The organism is Arthrobacter sp. DMZ02-1R (assembly GCF_057747935.1).
In genome coordinates this window covers 574495-588871 of sequence record NZ_CM173230.1, presented here as the reverse complement: position 1 = coordinate 588871, position 14377 = coordinate 574495, and the positions used below count along the sequence as shown (strand labels likewise).

Genomic DNA, 14377 nt, shown 5'->3' with positions numbered 1-14377 from the left:
GTAAATGGTACGGTAAATGGTTAAGTCAGGTCGCGCTTTGAAAACACCCAATATGCCCCGCCGAGTGAGCAGGCAAGCCAGATAACTGCGCCTGCGAAGGAATCGAGCTTCGCGCTTCCCAACGCCCATTGGTTCACCCATTCCGTGACCAGGTTCGGGAAGAGAAGATCGGCGAATTGTCCCAGCCGACTGGCGAGAGCTGCCGGAAGAACAAGGCTCAGGGGTACAACAAAGAGGCTCAGGAAATGGTTGCGGATGAGGGAACCGATCGCGAAACCCCAGAGCGAACCGATTCCGGCCATCGCGGCGAAGGCCAGCACGGCGGGGGCGCTGACATGCCACAGGTTTGCCGCTAGTTCCCCTGATAGCCCGAAAAGCACGCCTACGATTGTGCCCGTCACGAGGGCAGCGACTGTGATGGAGGCCGCCCGCCCGGTGAATGCCGCTCCACGCTGGAACATCAAGATGCGTCGATGAAACGATCTCGTGTCAAAGTCCGACGTGAATGAGAAGGAACCCACCACGGCCGCTGCGGTAAGCATCAGCGACAAGCCGGCTTCCAGGAGAGTTCGATCTACGCCTGTCATCGCCTGCCCGCCTTCTTTGGAACCGATTGCCGCGGCCACCACAAGTGAACCGATCAGAGCAGCCACAAGCAACGCGCAGACGGCTGATCCTTTCCACAGCCAGGGGCGCCGCATGTCAGATAGGAAGGCAGGTGCATAGTTGTCCAACTAGACCCCCCTTCTCCGCAGCACCCACATCACGCCTGTTCCTCCGGCAATCAGCCATCCCAGAGAGACGATGCATGCGTGGAGCGGTCCGAACAGGCCCTCAATCGGCAGGTTTGCGATCCCTGCCAATGCTCCCGACGGCAGCCATCGGGCGATTTGAGGAAAGTTCGCCATCAGCGGGAGTTCCAAAGCGAGGGGAATCAGCATGGTGGCGATCGTGGTTGCGTAGTAGTGCCTGATGATCCAGCCGAGTGAACAACCCCACAAGCACCCGACAACTGAGGCGACGACGACGCCGAGCAAAGCTTGCCAGGAGGCGCCTTCCACAAGTTCAGTGCGCACTTCCGGGGGCACGGCGAGCGCGGTGCTGCCGCTCCAGAGAGCCAGGCCTGAAGCTGCCGTGAAAAGACCGACAACCAGGGAGGCTGCGTACTTGGTCCTCACAAGCTGAATCATCCCGGAGATAGCAACGCTTCGTCGAAGAGTCCCGAAGTAGGCTTCCCGGGTTACGAGGTAGCTTCCTGCGAAAGTGGCAACGATTGCGATCGTCGTGGCGAGTGCCCAAAACGTCTCGACGTTTTGGGCCGATGAAAGCTTGTCCGCATGATTGGGCCAGCCGAGGAAATTAGCCACGAACCAAGGCACCAGCCCGCTGAAGGCCAGGATGCCGAGGACGGAGTAACCGCTGAAGTATCTCAGCAGCTCGGACCGGAGCCCGCCGGCGAAAGCCGCATGGACTTCGTAGTTCATCGGGCTCCCTCCAGAATCCGGAAATATGCGGCTTCCAGGTTCCCGCCACCAACTGCAGTGGCGTTCTCAAGGGACCCGCGGAACAACATTCGCTGCTTCAGGATGACCACGTCGTCGGCTATCTGTTCCAGCTCCGTCAGCTGGTGGCTGGAGATCAGCACGCTTCCCCCGGACCTGGCGAAGTCCCTGAGGAACGATCGCAGCCATTGAATGCCATCCGGGTCGAGCCCGTTGGCCGGTTCGTCGAGGACCAGGAGCTTGGGGCCACCGATGATTGCCGAGGCGATGCCCAGACGCTGTCTCATCCCGAGGGAGTAGTCCCGGACCTTCTTGTTCGCTTGGGCGGTCAAATCAACCAGTTCCAGGACCCGATCGACACTCTCGGGCGGAGTCCCGGCAGCAAGCCGACAGATCTGCAGGTGACGCCGGCCGGTGAGCCCAGGCTCGACGTCCATTCCGTCCAGGTTTACCCCTACTTTAGTGACGGGTCTGTGCAGCGTCCGGTAGTCAGTTCCAAAGACCGTGGCACGCCCGGACGTCGCCTCCAACAGGCCGGTCAAGCCAGCCAGGGCCGTGCTCTTTCCGGCGCCATTGGGTCCTATCAGTCCCACGATTCGCCCTGCCGGTACATCGAACGTCAAGTCTTCGACGGCGAAACTTGTGCCTCGTTTCTTGCTGAACCCGTCAAAGCTGGCATGGATTTTCACTGTTGCCCTTCCGTCGAGACTTTGGTGGCTTGTCCGAAGTTCCCTGGCCATAGCGGAGAATTCGAGGCGGCATCCCAGAGCCACTCCCCCAGCCGCATCTCCCTCTGGCTCGTCACCTCGGCTCGTCCCGAGACCGGAAGGGAGACCGAACCTTCAAGGCGTCCCGGGTATGCACGCACAGGGACATTCGTGCCCGGAAACGTCACCGGGACGATGGTTTCCACAGGTGCAATCGAGTTCGACGGCGGTTCTGTGCCGATGGTGGCTTGTGCCAGTTCTTCATGAACCACCATTCCTTGGGACTTCAAAGTCACTCTGTCTCCCGGGGCGATCGCTTGAGCGGGCGATTCGATGGGGGTCACGATCTTTAGTTCTCCGTTGATGTAGGTGTAACCGGCCACGACGACGGACCTGGTCGGAATCACGATGAGAAGTCCTGCCGCGACAGCGGTTCCGAGGAGCAAGCAACCAATCCGCCGCCACGTCGGGCTGCCGCTCTTTGAGGCCGAATGAAAAAACCGGATGATTCCCTTGAGGGCCAACACAAGCAAGAGAACGAGGACGACGAGGACCACTATGTGTCCCGCGTATCCGAGTTGCAGGACGATTGGCGCAAATCTTTGGAAACCAATGACCATGAAGGCGATGCCTGACACGAAGCTCGCAAGGCCGAACCATGCTAGGAGACCTTGGCTGCCCGTATTGATACGTGAGCCAAGGAACCTGGAGCTGACCACGTTTGACAATGCGGCGATGGATTTTCGACGTAGGTGCGGAATATCCACCGCTGACATCAACGCCACGTAGCCATCCAGCTTGATGAACGGAAAGAGGTTCAAGACGGCTATTGCGTAGCAAATGATTCCGTAGAGGATGGCGGCGTCTTTAAGGGACATCGCCGGAAGAATGCCCTGGAACACCAGCGCAATGCTCCCAAGGCCGAGGTGAACGAAGGGGCCGGCCAATGCGACCAGCACCCTTTGTTTGGGCGAACTGAGTCGCCAGCCGTCCGTCACGTCGCAAAAGAACGCCGGGGCTAGATAAAAGAGCATGATTCCGATGCGTCTGGGCGTGCCACCGAAGTAGACGAGCGCCATTCCATGACCGAGCTCGTGCAGCAAAGTGGACGCGAACATCGCGGTGGCGACGTAAAGATAGGCCTCCAAGGGAAGTGGGGTTGCCAGTACTCGCCAAACGTTTGGGCCCGCCATGAAAGCGCCGATGATGCCGCTGACGACGAGAACAGCCGCCGCAGCGATGAATCCGGGACGGGCCATGGCGGCAACTGCCGGTCGGAAGAAGTTGAGGAGCGGCGCGGGGTTGAACAACGTAACCTGCACGGTGAGGGGCGCACGGAACTGGACTCGCCGAGTTTCCGCCTGGTTTGCCGTCACATCGAAGACACCCGTGTGGACCAACTGGCGGGCGACCCCGATGACGTCCTCAGTAGTCCATGGACTGCCAAGGTGATGAGCCACTTGCGCAGGTTCCTTCTTGCCGTCCAAAACTCTGAGCAGATTGGCCACGTCCGCAGAGACCCTGGCTTTGGGCACGCCGCTCAGAGCCACGATCCATGGCCCGCCAGCCCGCAGGGGCTCATCAATGGACGCGGTTGTAGCCAGCTGTGCAGGCCATTGAATCGTAGTTCGAGCGTGAGAAGGTCGTGTCACCGTGTCGTCGTTCCTGTAGGGGCTCATATCAACGGATGTGGTGTTGAAGCGAAGGCGTTCCGACGTGGCGGGCCGTCAAAGCTGTCCGGCGCCAAGGACAGTCGCTTGGATTCGTCCATGGTGAGTGGGAACGCACCCGGACAGATTGCCTTGCCTGCTTCCCAGCCGAGTTCTTGTATCGCCGCAGGAAGCCTGTGAGTGAGGCTTACCCAGTGCGAAGTGATTCCTCTCCGAGCCAGATGCTGCACCAAATCGTCCACGTCGGGTTGGGGTTGAGCACGAGGCAGTGGCGACTTCGAGAACGACTGCACCCATCCGCGAAGTTCATCGATTGCTGGGCGAGTCATCCAGAAGTCCGCTCTCGACTCGTCGTTTGTCACCGCTGCGTGGCATGTCACCGGGGATGGCGATCTGGACAACAAGAGTTCACGGATTTGAAGCCCTTCCTGGAGGGCGCCCTTCAATGCCGAAATTGGGTCTGCGGAAGCCTTGATTCCGACTGCACCGAACTGTCCATGCTTCGTGTCGCCGATGATGACGCTGACCGCGATTTCCAATGGCCCGCCGTCGTTCGGGACAAAAGCAAGATTGGCGTCGATGCCGGAGTCGAGGGCGGTTCTGAAGAGCCGCGTGAGACTGCAAGTGTCCGGATTACCGGACAGTTCTGCTGGCAAGTCTTCCATCATGATTTTCTTGAGCTGTGTCCTGTTGTGCCAAGCCCACAAGAAGGCATCACGCCCAATGACTTCGGCCACGGCGGAAGTCATGGCGAAGTGTTCCGAGGGTCCGGCGGCGGCTCCGTTGGGAGATGGATCGAAGAACTGACCAGCAAGACCTTCTTCTGGGAATTTGCCGGGGTTGTAGTCCACAACCCCGGCGGGAACATGTGACTCAGTCCCGGAAACCAGGTCTGTCGCCCGGTACCAAGGGAGCTCAAGGCCAAGGGCCGAAGAGTGCCCTAGGCCTGCTCCCACGAAGTCGATCCTCCTTTCGCGGCAAGGGTTGGTCACGATGAGGTGTTCCGAATCGGCCGGCACTGGAACGAGCGCGAAGCGCTCTACCGCCTCGCCGGATCCCCTGGTCACCGAGGATCGCCTGTTCACGTCGAATGCTCCGACGGCGGAAGAAAGCCTGGGATGTTCCCCGTCCCACGGGGCGTTGGCCAAATACGCCACCGTGCGCCACAGACCAACCTCATTCGGGACGTAGACCTGCGCGTCAGAAACCAGGCCGAGGGAAGGATCCAAGGTCCGCGCGGGGTCGATCATCATTTGCCGCATACCCACATCTCAACCTTGTTCAGGGAAGGGACCGGCGAGGCGATCCGGACAGCTCCTCTTTCGAGAACATGCAAGCCCTCAGCGGAGAGCTCGGCTTCAATGACCTGGTTCCGGACGTAAGCCACATCGCTGACATAGGCGGCCGTTCGGTATGACTTTCCCTCATCGAAATCGATCTTGATCATGGTCACGTGCCTTGCTCCGCCATCCGGGTCCCGGCGCTCAATATTGAAGAGGATGGAGTTGGCGTCGAGCACCGAGAATCCAGTAATCGAGCCCTCGTGATCGTCTGGCGACTGGTCAGATAAGTCGGCGTCGAGGACTGTGAGCACAAAGCGGCCTTCAGGGGCCAGGGAATCGCGGACCCGGCAGAAGAGCGCTCGTCGCTGGTCATGAGTCAGAAGGGTCACTGAGCTGGCACCCAGTACGATGCAGCCGTAGTTGCCGCCAACAGGCAGCTGGGACATGTCCGCCTCGACGAGCTCCACGGCGACGCCCCGAGGATTAAAGGACCAGGTCGCAGCCCTTTGCCTGAGCATTTCCAGCATTTCCGGCGAAGAGTCAACGGCTGTCAGGGGACGCCCCAGAGCCAGGAGCGCCCGGGTAATCCTGCCGGACCCCGCGGCTAACTCGAGGATGGGTCCGGCTGTTTTCCGTACGGCGCCCAGAATCTCGGGAAGCTCGGACAGATCATCGGAAGTGAGCCTGTCGTAAAGACGGGACCCTTCAATGCCGTACAGATCCTCGGGAGGACCCTCGTGGCCAATGGCGCGCAGGATGTCATCAGCAGTCTTGTCAGTTGCGGTTCTCATCAACTCGTACTCTCGGGAGTCAGACGTGGGAGGGGAGTACACGCGGGTGGCGAACGCTAGTGCTTCACCACCCGCGCGTACTGGCTAGGTCGCTGCGATGCCGACGACGATGCCGGCGATAATGATGACGTCTCCAACGCGGATGTACCACGGTGTGTCGTCAGGTGTATCGAGGTTCTCCAGTTCTTCAATGGTCAGCTGAAGGTTTGATGTTGCGATCATTGCCCCTCCTCTCGATCGTCTTGTTTCTTGGACAGTCGGCCGTGCTTCCGCCTAGGTGATGCTGACGGCAATGATGCCGATAGCCACCCCTTGGGACACGCCAATGAACCAATTGTTGAAGTCCGGTGTATCCATGGACTCAATTTCCTGGATTGAGATATTGAGCTGTTCCTGCATCGCTTTCACCTCCCCCTGTGTCGATTGACTGGTCTTCCGGCCGGCTGCTCATCACGTGATGGTGACGGCGATTCCGACCAAAGCAAGCCCTACGGTGATTCCGTGGATACGTTCGCTCCAGTCGTCCGGAACTTCGATGCTTTCCAGCTCCTGGATTTCGAGGTCCAGAAGCCTTGGCGCGACGGTGTTGTTCATATGCTCACCCCCTCTCCCTTGCCGCTCGTTGGTCGCCCAATGGGCCTGGCAAGACTGGCTGTTTCTTGACTGAGGTCAGGAGAACTTGCTGGATTTGTGCGGGGTCAATGCCGCGCAGCATGGGAAGCACCCCACCCCAGCGGCCGACCGCCAATTTGGCTGTTTTCACGGCGGTTTGTTCGCTCAGGTCATCGAGCCCTTGGACGCCCCATTGCTGCAGCAACTCCCTGATGCCGGAGGCGGCAGAGCGGCCGAGCGAAGGGTCAACTTCTGCCACCACGGACCATAGTTCGGACAAACGATGAGGGTTGCCCCAGGCCGTCGCGCCGCTCTCGATCTCGTCCCATATCGGCCCGATGACGGTGGCAGTTGCGGTCATCTTTCTCTCACCTGTCAGGTATGCCAATTCGTTCGCGACATACCAGTGCTTCGCCCCGTAAGGGTTGCGAGCCATGAGCGACCATCCGGTGTGGGTTTCCATGCTGAGCCGGGCCGCAACAAGCCGCAGCTCGGCGGAATCTTCGTGCTGCAAGCGATGCCCCAGCCGCACGATCCGCGCTAAAAGCGAGAGGGCGTCGTCGTCGAAAGTGCTCCGGCTGCTGCCGATCATCGTTCCGGCCACCCGGAGAAACGCTTCGAGCAGCCCTTCGAACACAAGGGTCCGGGGGAGGCTCGCGAAATGCGCGGCGTCGAGCACCGCTAGGTCACCCGACAGGTGGGGTGAGGCGATCAGGTGGCGTCCGACGTCGGTGTCCAGGCACGCTACAGCGCTGACTTCGGCGCCGGTCCCCACAGTGGACGGCATCAGGATGGTTCTAGGGCGCTCGTTTGGTTCGGTCCCGAAAGGCATGACGACGAGGCCCGATCGCTTGGCATGGCGGGCTGCAAATTCAGCGAAGCACGGATCGGCGAAGAACAGGGCAGAAAGTTTCACCGCGTCAAGGACGGAGCCGCCGCCGAGTGCCACAACGGTCTCGAGACCGTGTGCTCGAGTGAAGTCGGCAACAACCGTCAGGGTCGCGAATGATACGGGTCGCGCGTCGAGTTCCAAGACGGGCGCTCCGCTGAGACCGCCATCCAAGAGTCGATCTCGGTGCTCGGTGAGCGCGCTGTCCACCACGAGTCCGGCCCGTCCACGAATCAGTGTGCCGAGGTAGTTTGCAGGCATCCCCCCATCGACAATGACGCAGCGAGTCTTCCAGGTCCGGTCTGCGATCACGCGAAGGCCCCGTCCCGACGGGCTGCGCTGAGCCCCGCTGCGATGGCCGCGTGGAGTTCCTCGAAGTTTTCCTTCGTGAATACCAAAGCCGGCAGGAGCTGGATCCGGCTTGGGCCGGGCTGGACGATCGCTCCGGCCTGGTGAATACGCCTGACGATGGCCAGGACACCGCTGGGTGACAATGGCAATCCGTCCACTGTTTGCAGCTTGATGGCCCGCATGCAGCCCCGACCGGTGGCCGTACCGACGCCGGGGATGCCCTGGAGTCGGCCGATGAGATCATCGAGTCCAGCCGAGACCGCCGCTGTGAGGCCGCCATGATCCAGCCTTTTCATTTCGTCGATGGTCGAAAGAATGGCGGCGCAGGTGGCCGGAGTTCCTGCTTGGGTCTCTCCGTGGACAAAGACAGATTCGGTGGAATCGAACTTCTCCGTTATCCGCTGTCCGATCAGAAGTGCGGCGCACGCGCTGGTGCCGTTCGTCATGGCCTTCGACGTCACGATGACGTCCGGAGCCGACGGCCACTCATCAGAAACGAACCAGGAATTCACCCGCCCGAATCCGGTGGCCACCTCGTCCGCCATAACCAGAAAGCCGTGTTCCTCCCGGAGCTTCAACAATGAGTCCAGGAAGCTTTCCGGCACAACGTCCGCACCGGATCCGAGGACCGGTTCGACGATGACCGCGGCGACCCTGCGCCCTTCCCTTAGCATCAATTGCGCCAGTTCGGCGCCCCCGTCATCGAATCTGATGTGCCGGATATTGCGGCGGTCGACACCGTAGACGGCCTGACCGAGGTCGTCACCGCTGAGGGCCTGGCTCCCGTAGGTGAGCCCGTGATAGCTGCCGGTCAGGCCTACGATGATTTTTCGCTCGGGTTGTCCGTCCAGGACGAAGTATTGGCGCGCGAGCTTCATACCGGCGTCGTTGGCAGCTCCCCCGGAGGTGGAGAAGACCACCCGCTGAAAGCGGTGGGCAGGGAGTGAGAGCAGTGCGTTGGCCGCCTCGATCGCTTTGCGATGCGCCGTCCTGAACAACGGAAGGTAGGACGCAGCTTCAAGTTCCGTAGCGATTCCCTCGGCAATACGCGGATTGCCGTAGCCGAGGTTGGCATTCCACAGTCCGCTCCTTGCGCAAAGGCGGCGTCGCCCGTCTTCAAAAGCCACGTGGACGCCGTGGGCGCTGACAGCGGTATGGCTCTCGACGGGGAAATCGTGCTGCGCAATCAGGGGAATCCAGAGCGGGAGCTGAGTGCTGGGTGTGGCACGGTCAGGTGCTGCGGTCATCGGTTGTTAGTCCTTTGAGTTCGACGGGTGGCCGGCAAAGTGAAGGTTCGGAATTCAGCTGGCGCCGAAAACGTCCACGCCTGCCTGTTCGAACTGCGTGAGAATCACTCGTGCGGATTCCTCGGCAAACGCTGCGGAAATGCCCAGCGGGGCTGCTACGGCGGACGCAGCGGCTTGGACATCCCGCAGATTCGAGAGTGCCTCGATGATCGCGGCGGCATCAGGTCCGAGTCTGAAAGTGCGTCCAGACGCAGTGTCTAAGAGCGTGTGCTCTCCTCCCCTGTGGATGATGAATGGTGCGCGTGGTGATGGGAGATCATCAGTGGGCGATGCGCCGTAGAGGCTGGCACCGAAACCGACCAGCGTAGTGTCTGCGCGATTGCCCTGGGGAATGAACTTCCAGGCATCCAATGCAGCCAAATACCGGGGAATCCAAGGCCTGGAGTCAAGGGACTTACGAATCACCTCAACGTCACAGACGGAAGCGAGCGAAGACTCCGGTTGGAGCGAGCGGCACCTGTTGTGAATGTCGGCCAAGGAGTCGCCGACCCAACCGATCTGGGTTCCGTAGGGTCCGCTGAGTACTCTTCCGTCTCGAGCGACGTGGAGCCTTGCCAGCGAGGAACCGATAGCCGGGCTGCCGTCCAAAAGGCCCCGCTCGGCAAGAACGGCGTTCACTTCGGTGAGCTGTCGCACGAAGTAGCCCGATCGTCGGGATTCTTCTGCGTCATCGAAGAAGGCCTGCCAGTCTTCAGCCGTGGTAATCCTGACTACCGTGACGCCGATGAGATTGACGAACGGAATGGCCACATAGTCCTGGATCTCCAGACTGAGGGTTCCACCAACCAAGAGTTCTTCACCTGCGACATTGAAGAACCCGGAGACTGGGATGACCGCGTCATCTTCCCCGCCGCCGTCAAGCACAAGGACGATCGACTGCTCGCCGGCAAGTTCCTTTGCAAACGACTCATGTGCGGGGTTCTCAACGAAGATGGCATGATCCGGTATTCGCCCGGGAATCCCCGTAATCCACTGGTCCACAGCTGCTGCAATGGTCTGTTGCTGACTCAGCTTCAATTCCCAACCCCCAATAAGTTGTCCGCTGCGTGCGTTCGTCTGGGCGGCCCGCCGACACTCGGTCTAACGGGGTCCGTCCTCGTGAAGGAGACTATGACGCCAAAACGGACCTAGGTGGTGAGATGGGTGAAACTAGGTGCCCGGAGACCGGAATTAGGGGTGGGATCGCTCAATCTAGGTGTGGCTGACGGCGGGCCTAGGTGTAAATCGACGGTTTGCACCTAGATGGGTTTTTCATCCGATCGTGATGGGCGCCGGAGTTGATCCCTATTGAGCTTTCCCGAGACCCTTCTTGTACCCCAGGCGAAGGCAAGCCAGACCGAGGCCAAGGCGGATGGAGCCGCCAGGTATCTCGGTACAGACAGAGGGCAGCCGCCAAGACTAGGCTTGAGACCTCGGGACGCGTGTCTGGCTCGTAGGTTATAACCCTCGGCGTCTCATCGGCCGTAGGTGCTGGCTGCTGCGGAAATGGTTAGGATTCTGGCGGATTAGGTATCGAATAGGCCCGACTCAGTAGGGGAACGCGCTGGCCACCTTCACTCCGGGGCATCGCCGCGTCCCCGTGCGACACCTTTCTCAGGCACGCCAGGAGAGGCGGGCCATACGCCAAGGGCCATTTTTGTTTGCCGAACCCTGCACTCCACGCAAGCCCGGCCCTACCTGCCCGGTCCTGCACTCAACGAAGAGCCGTGAACTGAGCTATCTAGCGGAATCGTGTGGCGGCTCCTTACCAGAAGTTTTGCGGGCCTGTCGGACATCCACTCTGTGGCTGAGGAGCTGGCGGTCAGGAGAGGACGTTCCATCGTTCTCGACCGAGGCCCCAGACTTAGCGTAGAACATGCACAACTCGACGCAACCATTGCCGTACAGGGCTAACGGTGTGCCGACTGCAGCAGGCTGCTGAGCTTCCAACCCACGGCGGGATACTTATTGCAGAGAGACACAACTCATATTGACAACCTTGCATCAACGTACGCACACTGTACGTACGCAAAGGGAGCGAATCATGGAAACCAAGAACAGCAAAAATCAGCGCATCGCCGTGCGCGCTACGGCCCGGCAAGAGAACTTAATCAAACGAGCCGCCGAGGCTACCGACCGCTCGATGACGGACTTCATCCTCGAGAGCGCCAGCATGGAGGCTGAACGGGTATTGGCTGATCGACGATGGTTCATGCTAAATGAAACACAATGGGCAGAGTTTAATAGGCTGCTGGACGCACCGATGTCTTCCACTTCGAAACTCGATGCCCTAGCCAGTCGACCCAGCCCCTTTAGCGGCCCGGACAATTGACCAGCAACCCTTGCGCCCCGCGCAAGCTTGAACGAAACGATGACTGCAGCGAATTCACCTCTGGGGCTGCAGAGATCGACGACTGGTTCCGTCGCTTCGCCTATGAGAATCTTCGCGCGAATAACGCCATCACATACGTTACGTGCGAAGACAGCCGCGTGGTTGGGTTCTATTCGATTGCTGTAGCCGGAGTGGCAAAGGCGAACGCTCACCGGGAAATCACCAAGGGGGGAGTCCCCGCTGATATACCGTGCGTCCTTCTCGCCAGATTGGCGGTAAACGAAAGCCATAAGGGTCAGGGATTAGGAGTTGGCCTCCTGCAAGACGCACTATTGCGAGCGGCGACAATCAGTGAATCCGTTGGGGCACGAGCGGTTCTCATCCACGCAAGAGATGAGACCGCTCGTGCCTTCTATGAGCGCCACACCGACTGCTTCAGGTCCCCCGTCGCAGATCTACAGTTAATGATCCCAATGAAATCAATTAGAAGCTCATTGAGTATTTGAAGGTTTGGAAGCCACTCGATATTGCCTTTCGGGGCCATTGATATTGCCGGTGGGGGCCAGCGGCCGGGGTTGTGGGGCCACAGGCCCCCACCGACGTTTTCTTACTGCTTCATGGTGGCGTGTTGGCGCATGTTGTGGTTGCCGGTATCGACCCAGATGGTGTTGTGCACGATGCGGTCCATGATCGCATCGGCGTGGACCCCGGAGCCGAGCCGCTGGTGCCAGTCTTTCTTGGCGTACTGGGTGCAGAACACGGTTGATGCTGTGTCGTACCGGCGCTCCAGCAGTTCCAGCAGCATGCTGCGCATGCCCTCGTCGGGGTGGTCTAGAAGCCATTCGTCGATCACGAGCAGGGTGAAGGCCGCGTACTTGTTCAGGAATTTGGTTTGTCCCTGTGGCTTGTCTTTTGCCAGCACCCAGGCTTCCTCAAGGTCGGGCATGCGGACGTAGTGGGCCCGGATCCGGTGCTGGCAGGCCTGCTTCGCCAGCGCGCACCCCAGGTAGGACTTCCCGGATCCGGTGAATCCCTGAAACACGACGTTCTGCTGCCGTTCGATGAACGAACACGTGCCGAGCTGGGCGATCACGTTCCGGTCCAGACCACGCTCGTCCACGAGGTCGAGCCGGCGCAGATCCGCGCCCGGGTAGCGCAGCCCGGCGCGCCGGATCAGTCCCTCGACCTTGGCGTGATTGAACCCGGAGTGGGCCTCGTCCACGACCAGCCGCAGCCGTTCCTCGAAGGCCATGCCGAGCACGAGCGTCTCGTCCTGGGCCTCGAGCGCCTCCAGCATCGGGGTGGCGCCCATCTCACGGAGCTTGCGTTTGGTTTCGATATCGATCCCGCTCACCTTGCACCACCTGCGTAGTATTCGGCGCCGCGGACGTATCCGCCGTGTTCGACCGGTTCATCCCTTGGCGGCCTGAGACCGGCGGCTTTGTCCTGCTCTGTGGCCAGGATCGGCTGCAGATGCGCATACCGCGGGGACCGCAACCGGCCTGCCAACGCAAGCCGGCAGGCCGCCTCGACCCGTTCGGCCGAGTAACGCCGGGAGAGCCGCAACACGGCCAGTGCCGCGTCCAGGCCCTGCTCGTCGACCGGGACGGACTCGAAGATCCGGTTGACCACGGTCACCGCTGCCGGGCCGAGCCGTCCGGCCCACTCCCGCACCCGGGCCGCATCCCACTGCCGGTATTTCTCGCCGGCGGGCAGGTCGGCGTCGTTGGTGCGGTACTCGTTGGCCGCGCCCTCGGGCAGCAGCAGGTGGCTGGTCAGCCGTTCGGTTCCCCGGTAGGCCTGAATCACCCGGTCGGTGATGCGCAGGTCCACCGTGGTGCCGATATTGGCAAAGGGCACCGAGTAGTAGTTCCTCTCCCAGACCACGTGCCCGTTCCGGCCAACCCGGCGCCCGTATGCCCATCTGCTGATCTCGTAGGCCGCCGCCGGCAACCCCGTCAGCAGCGGCTGCTCCTCGGCTGCGAACACGCTGGCCCTGGACCCGGGCCGCTTCTGGAACGGCTCCGCATTGTAGGCCGCCACCCGCTCGATGATGGCGGCCCGGAGCTCCGGCAACGAAGTGAATTGCCGCTGACGCAGCCCGGCGATGATCCAGGTAGCCACGTGGGCGACCGTGTTTTCCACGCTGGCCTTATCCTTCGGTGCTCTGACACGTCCGGGCAGCACCGCCGCTGAATAGTGCGCCGCCATCTCGCGGTAAGCGTCATTGAGCACGACCTCGCCCTCGCGGGGATGCTTGATGACCCCGGTCTTCAGATTGTCCGGCACGATCCGCGGCACCGAACCGGTGAACGCCTCGAACATCGCCACGTGGGCTCGCAACCAGGTGTCCTGCTTCATGTCCAGGGCGGGTTCGACGAACGCATACCGGCTGAAAGGCAGGCATGCCACGAACAGATACACGGTCCTGGCCTTGCCCGTGACCGGATCGGCCAACTGCATCGTGGGCCCCGACCAGTCGACCTCCACCGTCTGCCCGGCCTTGTGCCCGACCCGCGACGCCGCCCCCGTTACCAACACATGCCGCTGGTAGGTCCGGCAGAACCGGTCATAGCCCATCATCGGCTCACCGGCAGCGGAGCATGAATCGGCGTACTCGCCATGCAGCAGCTTCAGCGTCACCCCGACCCGGGCCATCTCCCGGTGGACCTGGTCCCAGTCCGGCTGCGCGAACACGCTTTGATGCTCACCGCGCCCCGGGAACAACCGGGCATACACCTCGCGATCCGAGCTGTCGGCGATATCGTCCCAAACCACACCGGCCGCATCGGCAGCCTCCAGCACCGCCGTGATGCTCTTCCGCGACATTCCCTGCGATGCCGCGATCGCCCGGCCCGACAGGCCTTCGGCGCGCAACTGCAACACGAGCTTCGCTCTGATCTTCCGTACCATTGATGATTACTCCTTCCGCCGTGCGCCCTATACACACGACG

16 protein-coding genes are annotated in these 14377 nt (G+C 61.1%); 2 read left to right on the top strand and 14 right to left on the bottom strand.

Features of this window, described 5'->3' with window-relative positions; genetic code table 11:
• Nucleotides 1-20: 20 nt before the first annotated feature.
• The 12 genes from AC3ANQ_RS02765 to mpaB form a co-directional block, all read right to left on the bottom strand.
• Entirely contained in the window at nt 21-734 is a 714-nt protein-coding gene (locus AC3ANQ_RS02765) for a hypothetical protein (protein ID WP_488303705.1), read from the bottom strand.
• On the bottom strand, nt 735-1484 hold the full coding sequence (locus tag AC3ANQ_RS02760) for a hypothetical protein (protein WP_488303704.1): 750 nt from the start codon (nt 1482-1484) through the stop codon (nt 735-737).
• The gene (locus AC3ANQ_RS02755) at nt 1481-2191 is read right to left on the bottom strand and encodes an ABC transporter ATP-binding protein (protein WP_488303703.1); all 711 of its coding nucleotides are present in this window, start codon (nt 2189-2191) and stop codon (nt 1481-1483) included. The genes AC3ANQ_RS02760 and AC3ANQ_RS02755 overlap by 4 nt, the downstream gene beginning before the upstream one ends.
• The gene (gene mpaP / locus AC3ANQ_RS02750) at nt 2188-3888 is read right to left on the bottom strand and encodes a daptide biosynthesis intramembrane metalloprotease (RefSeq protein ID WP_488303702.1); all 1701 of its coding nucleotides are present in this window, start codon (nt 3886-3888) and stop codon (nt 2188-2190) included. Before mpaP ends, AC3ANQ_RS02755 begins: the two co-directional genes overlap by 4 nt.
• Entirely contained in the window at nt 3885-5141 is a 1257-nt protein-coding gene (locus AC3ANQ_RS02745; protein ID WP_488305242.1) for a YcaO-like family protein, read from the bottom strand. Before AC3ANQ_RS02745 ends, mpaP begins: the two co-directional genes overlap by 4 nt.
• Nucleotides 5129-5953, bottom strand: a complete 825-nt coding sequence (gene mpaM, locus AC3ANQ_RS02740; RefSeq protein ID WP_488303701.1) for a daptide-type RiPP biosynthesis methyltransferase — start codon at nt 5951-5953, stop codon at nt 5129-5131. The genes AC3ANQ_RS02745 and mpaM overlap by 13 nt, the downstream gene beginning before the upstream one ends.
• An 84-nt stretch (nt 5954-6037) precedes the next feature.
• A complete protein-coding gene (locus tag AC3ANQ_RS02735) occupies nt 6038-6175 on the bottom strand; it encodes a daptide-type RiPP (protein ID WP_265978759.1) in 138 nt (45 codons plus the stop codon).
• 51 nt (nt 6176-6226) lie between these two features.
• Nucleotides 6227-6352: a daptide-type RiPP gene (locus tag AC3ANQ_RS02730; protein ID WP_265978757.1), complete on the bottom strand. Its 126-nt coding sequence runs from the start codon at nt 6350-6352 to the stop codon at nt 6227-6229.
• Nucleotides 6353-6403: 51 nt separating this feature from the next.
• Nucleotides 6404-6547, bottom strand: coding sequence for a daptide-type RiPP (locus tag AC3ANQ_RS02725; protein WP_268020286.1), 144 nt, complete (start codon nt 6545-6547; stop codon nt 6404-6406).
• 4 nt (nt 6548-6551) lie between these two features.
• Nucleotides 6552-7715, bottom strand: a complete 1164-nt coding sequence (gene mpaC / locus AC3ANQ_RS02720; protein WP_488303700.1) for a daptide-type RiPP biosynthesis dehydogenase — start codon at nt 7713-7715, stop codon at nt 6552-6554.
• A gap of 47 nt (nt 7716-7762) precedes the next feature.
• Nucleotides 7763-9052, bottom strand: coding sequence for a daptide-type RiPP biosynthesis aminotransferase (gene mpaD / locus AC3ANQ_RS02715; protein ID WP_488303699.1), 1290 nt, complete (start codon nt 9050-9052; stop codon nt 7763-7765).
• A gap of 54 nt (nt 9053-9106) precedes the next feature.
• Complete coding sequence (mpaB, locus tag AC3ANQ_RS02710) at nt 9107-10129, bottom strand: daptide biosynthesis RiPP recognition protein (protein ID WP_488303698.1); 1023 nt, start codon at nt 10127-10129, stop codon at nt 9107-9109.
• Nucleotides 10130-11135: 1006 nt separating this feature from the next.
• On the opposite strand from mpaB, the gene AC3ANQ_RS02705 reads away from it, so the two are divergent.
• Nucleotides 11136-11423 (top strand): type II toxin-antitoxin system TacA family antitoxin, encoded by a 288-nt coding sequence (locus AC3ANQ_RS02705; RefSeq protein ID WP_488303697.1) that lies wholly within the window; start codon nt 11136-11138, stop codon nt 11421-11423.
• Nucleotides 11420-11929: a GNAT family N-acetyltransferase gene (locus AC3ANQ_RS02700; RefSeq protein WP_488303696.1), complete on the top strand. Its 510-nt coding sequence runs from the start codon at nt 11420-11422 to the stop codon at nt 11927-11929. The genes AC3ANQ_RS02705 and AC3ANQ_RS02700 overlap by 4 nt, the downstream gene beginning before the upstream one ends.
• Nucleotides 11930-12030: 101 nt before the next feature.
• Here the strand turns inward: AC3ANQ_RS02700 and AC3ANQ_RS02695 are convergent, their stop codons facing one another.
• Nucleotides 12031-12777 carry an ATP-binding protein gene (locus tag AC3ANQ_RS02695; RefSeq protein ID WP_488303695.1) on the bottom strand — a complete coding sequence of 249 codons (747 nt, stop codon included), beginning with the start codon at nt 12775-12777 and terminating at the stop codon, nt 12031-12033.
• Nucleotides 12774-14336 (bottom strand): IS21 family transposase, encoded by a 1563-nt coding sequence (gene istA / locus AC3ANQ_RS02690; protein WP_488303694.1) that lies wholly within the window; start codon nt 14334-14336, stop codon nt 12774-12776. Before istA ends, AC3ANQ_RS02695 begins: the two co-directional genes overlap by 4 nt.
• Nucleotides 14337-14377: the final 41 nt, after the last annotated feature.

Excerpts from the sequence above, each read along its gene's own strand:
- AC3ANQ_RS02760 (WP_488303704.1), bottom strand. The coding sequence starts at position 1,484 with ATGAACTACGAAGTCCATGCGGCTTTCGCCGGCGGGCTCCGGTCCGAG.
- mpaP (WP_488303702.1), bottom strand. The coding sequence starts at position 3,888 with ATGAGCCCCTACAGGAACGACGACACGGTGACACGACCTTCTCACGCT.
- AC3ANQ_RS02745 (WP_488305242.1), bottom strand. The coding sequence starts at position 5,141 with ATGCGGCAAATGATGATCGACCCCGCGCGGACCTTGGATCCTTCCCTC.
- mpaM (WP_488303701.1), bottom strand. The coding sequence starts at position 5,953 with ATGAGAACCGCAACTGACAAGACTGCTGATGACATCCTGCGCGCCATT.
- AC3ANQ_RS02735 (WP_265978759.1), bottom strand. The coding sequence starts at position 6,175 with ATGATCGCAACATCAAACCTTCAGCTGACCATTGAAGAACTGGAGAAC.
- AC3ANQ_RS02730 (WP_265978757.1), bottom strand. The coding sequence starts at position 6,352 with ATGCAGGAACAGCTCAATATCTCAATCCAGGAAATTGAGTCCATGGAT.
- AC3ANQ_RS02725 (WP_268020286.1), bottom strand. The coding sequence starts at position 6,547 with ATGAACAACACCGTCGCGCCAAGGCTTCTGGACCTCGAAATCCAGGAG.
- mpaC (WP_488303700.1), bottom strand. The coding sequence starts at position 7,715 with ATGCCTGCAAACTACCTCGGCACACTGATTCGTGGACGGGCCGGACTC.
- mpaD (WP_488303699.1), bottom strand. The coding sequence starts at position 9,052 with ATGACCGCAGCACCTGACCGTGCCACACCCAGCACTCAGCTCCCGCTC.
- AC3ANQ_RS02705 (WP_488303697.1), top strand. The coding sequence starts at position 11,136 with ATGGAAACCAAGAACAGCAAAAATCAGCGCATCGCCGTGCGCGCTACG.
- istA (WP_488303694.1), bottom strand. The coding sequence starts at position 14,336 with ATGGTACGGAAGATCAGAGCGAAGCTCGTGTTGCAGTTGCGCGCCGAA.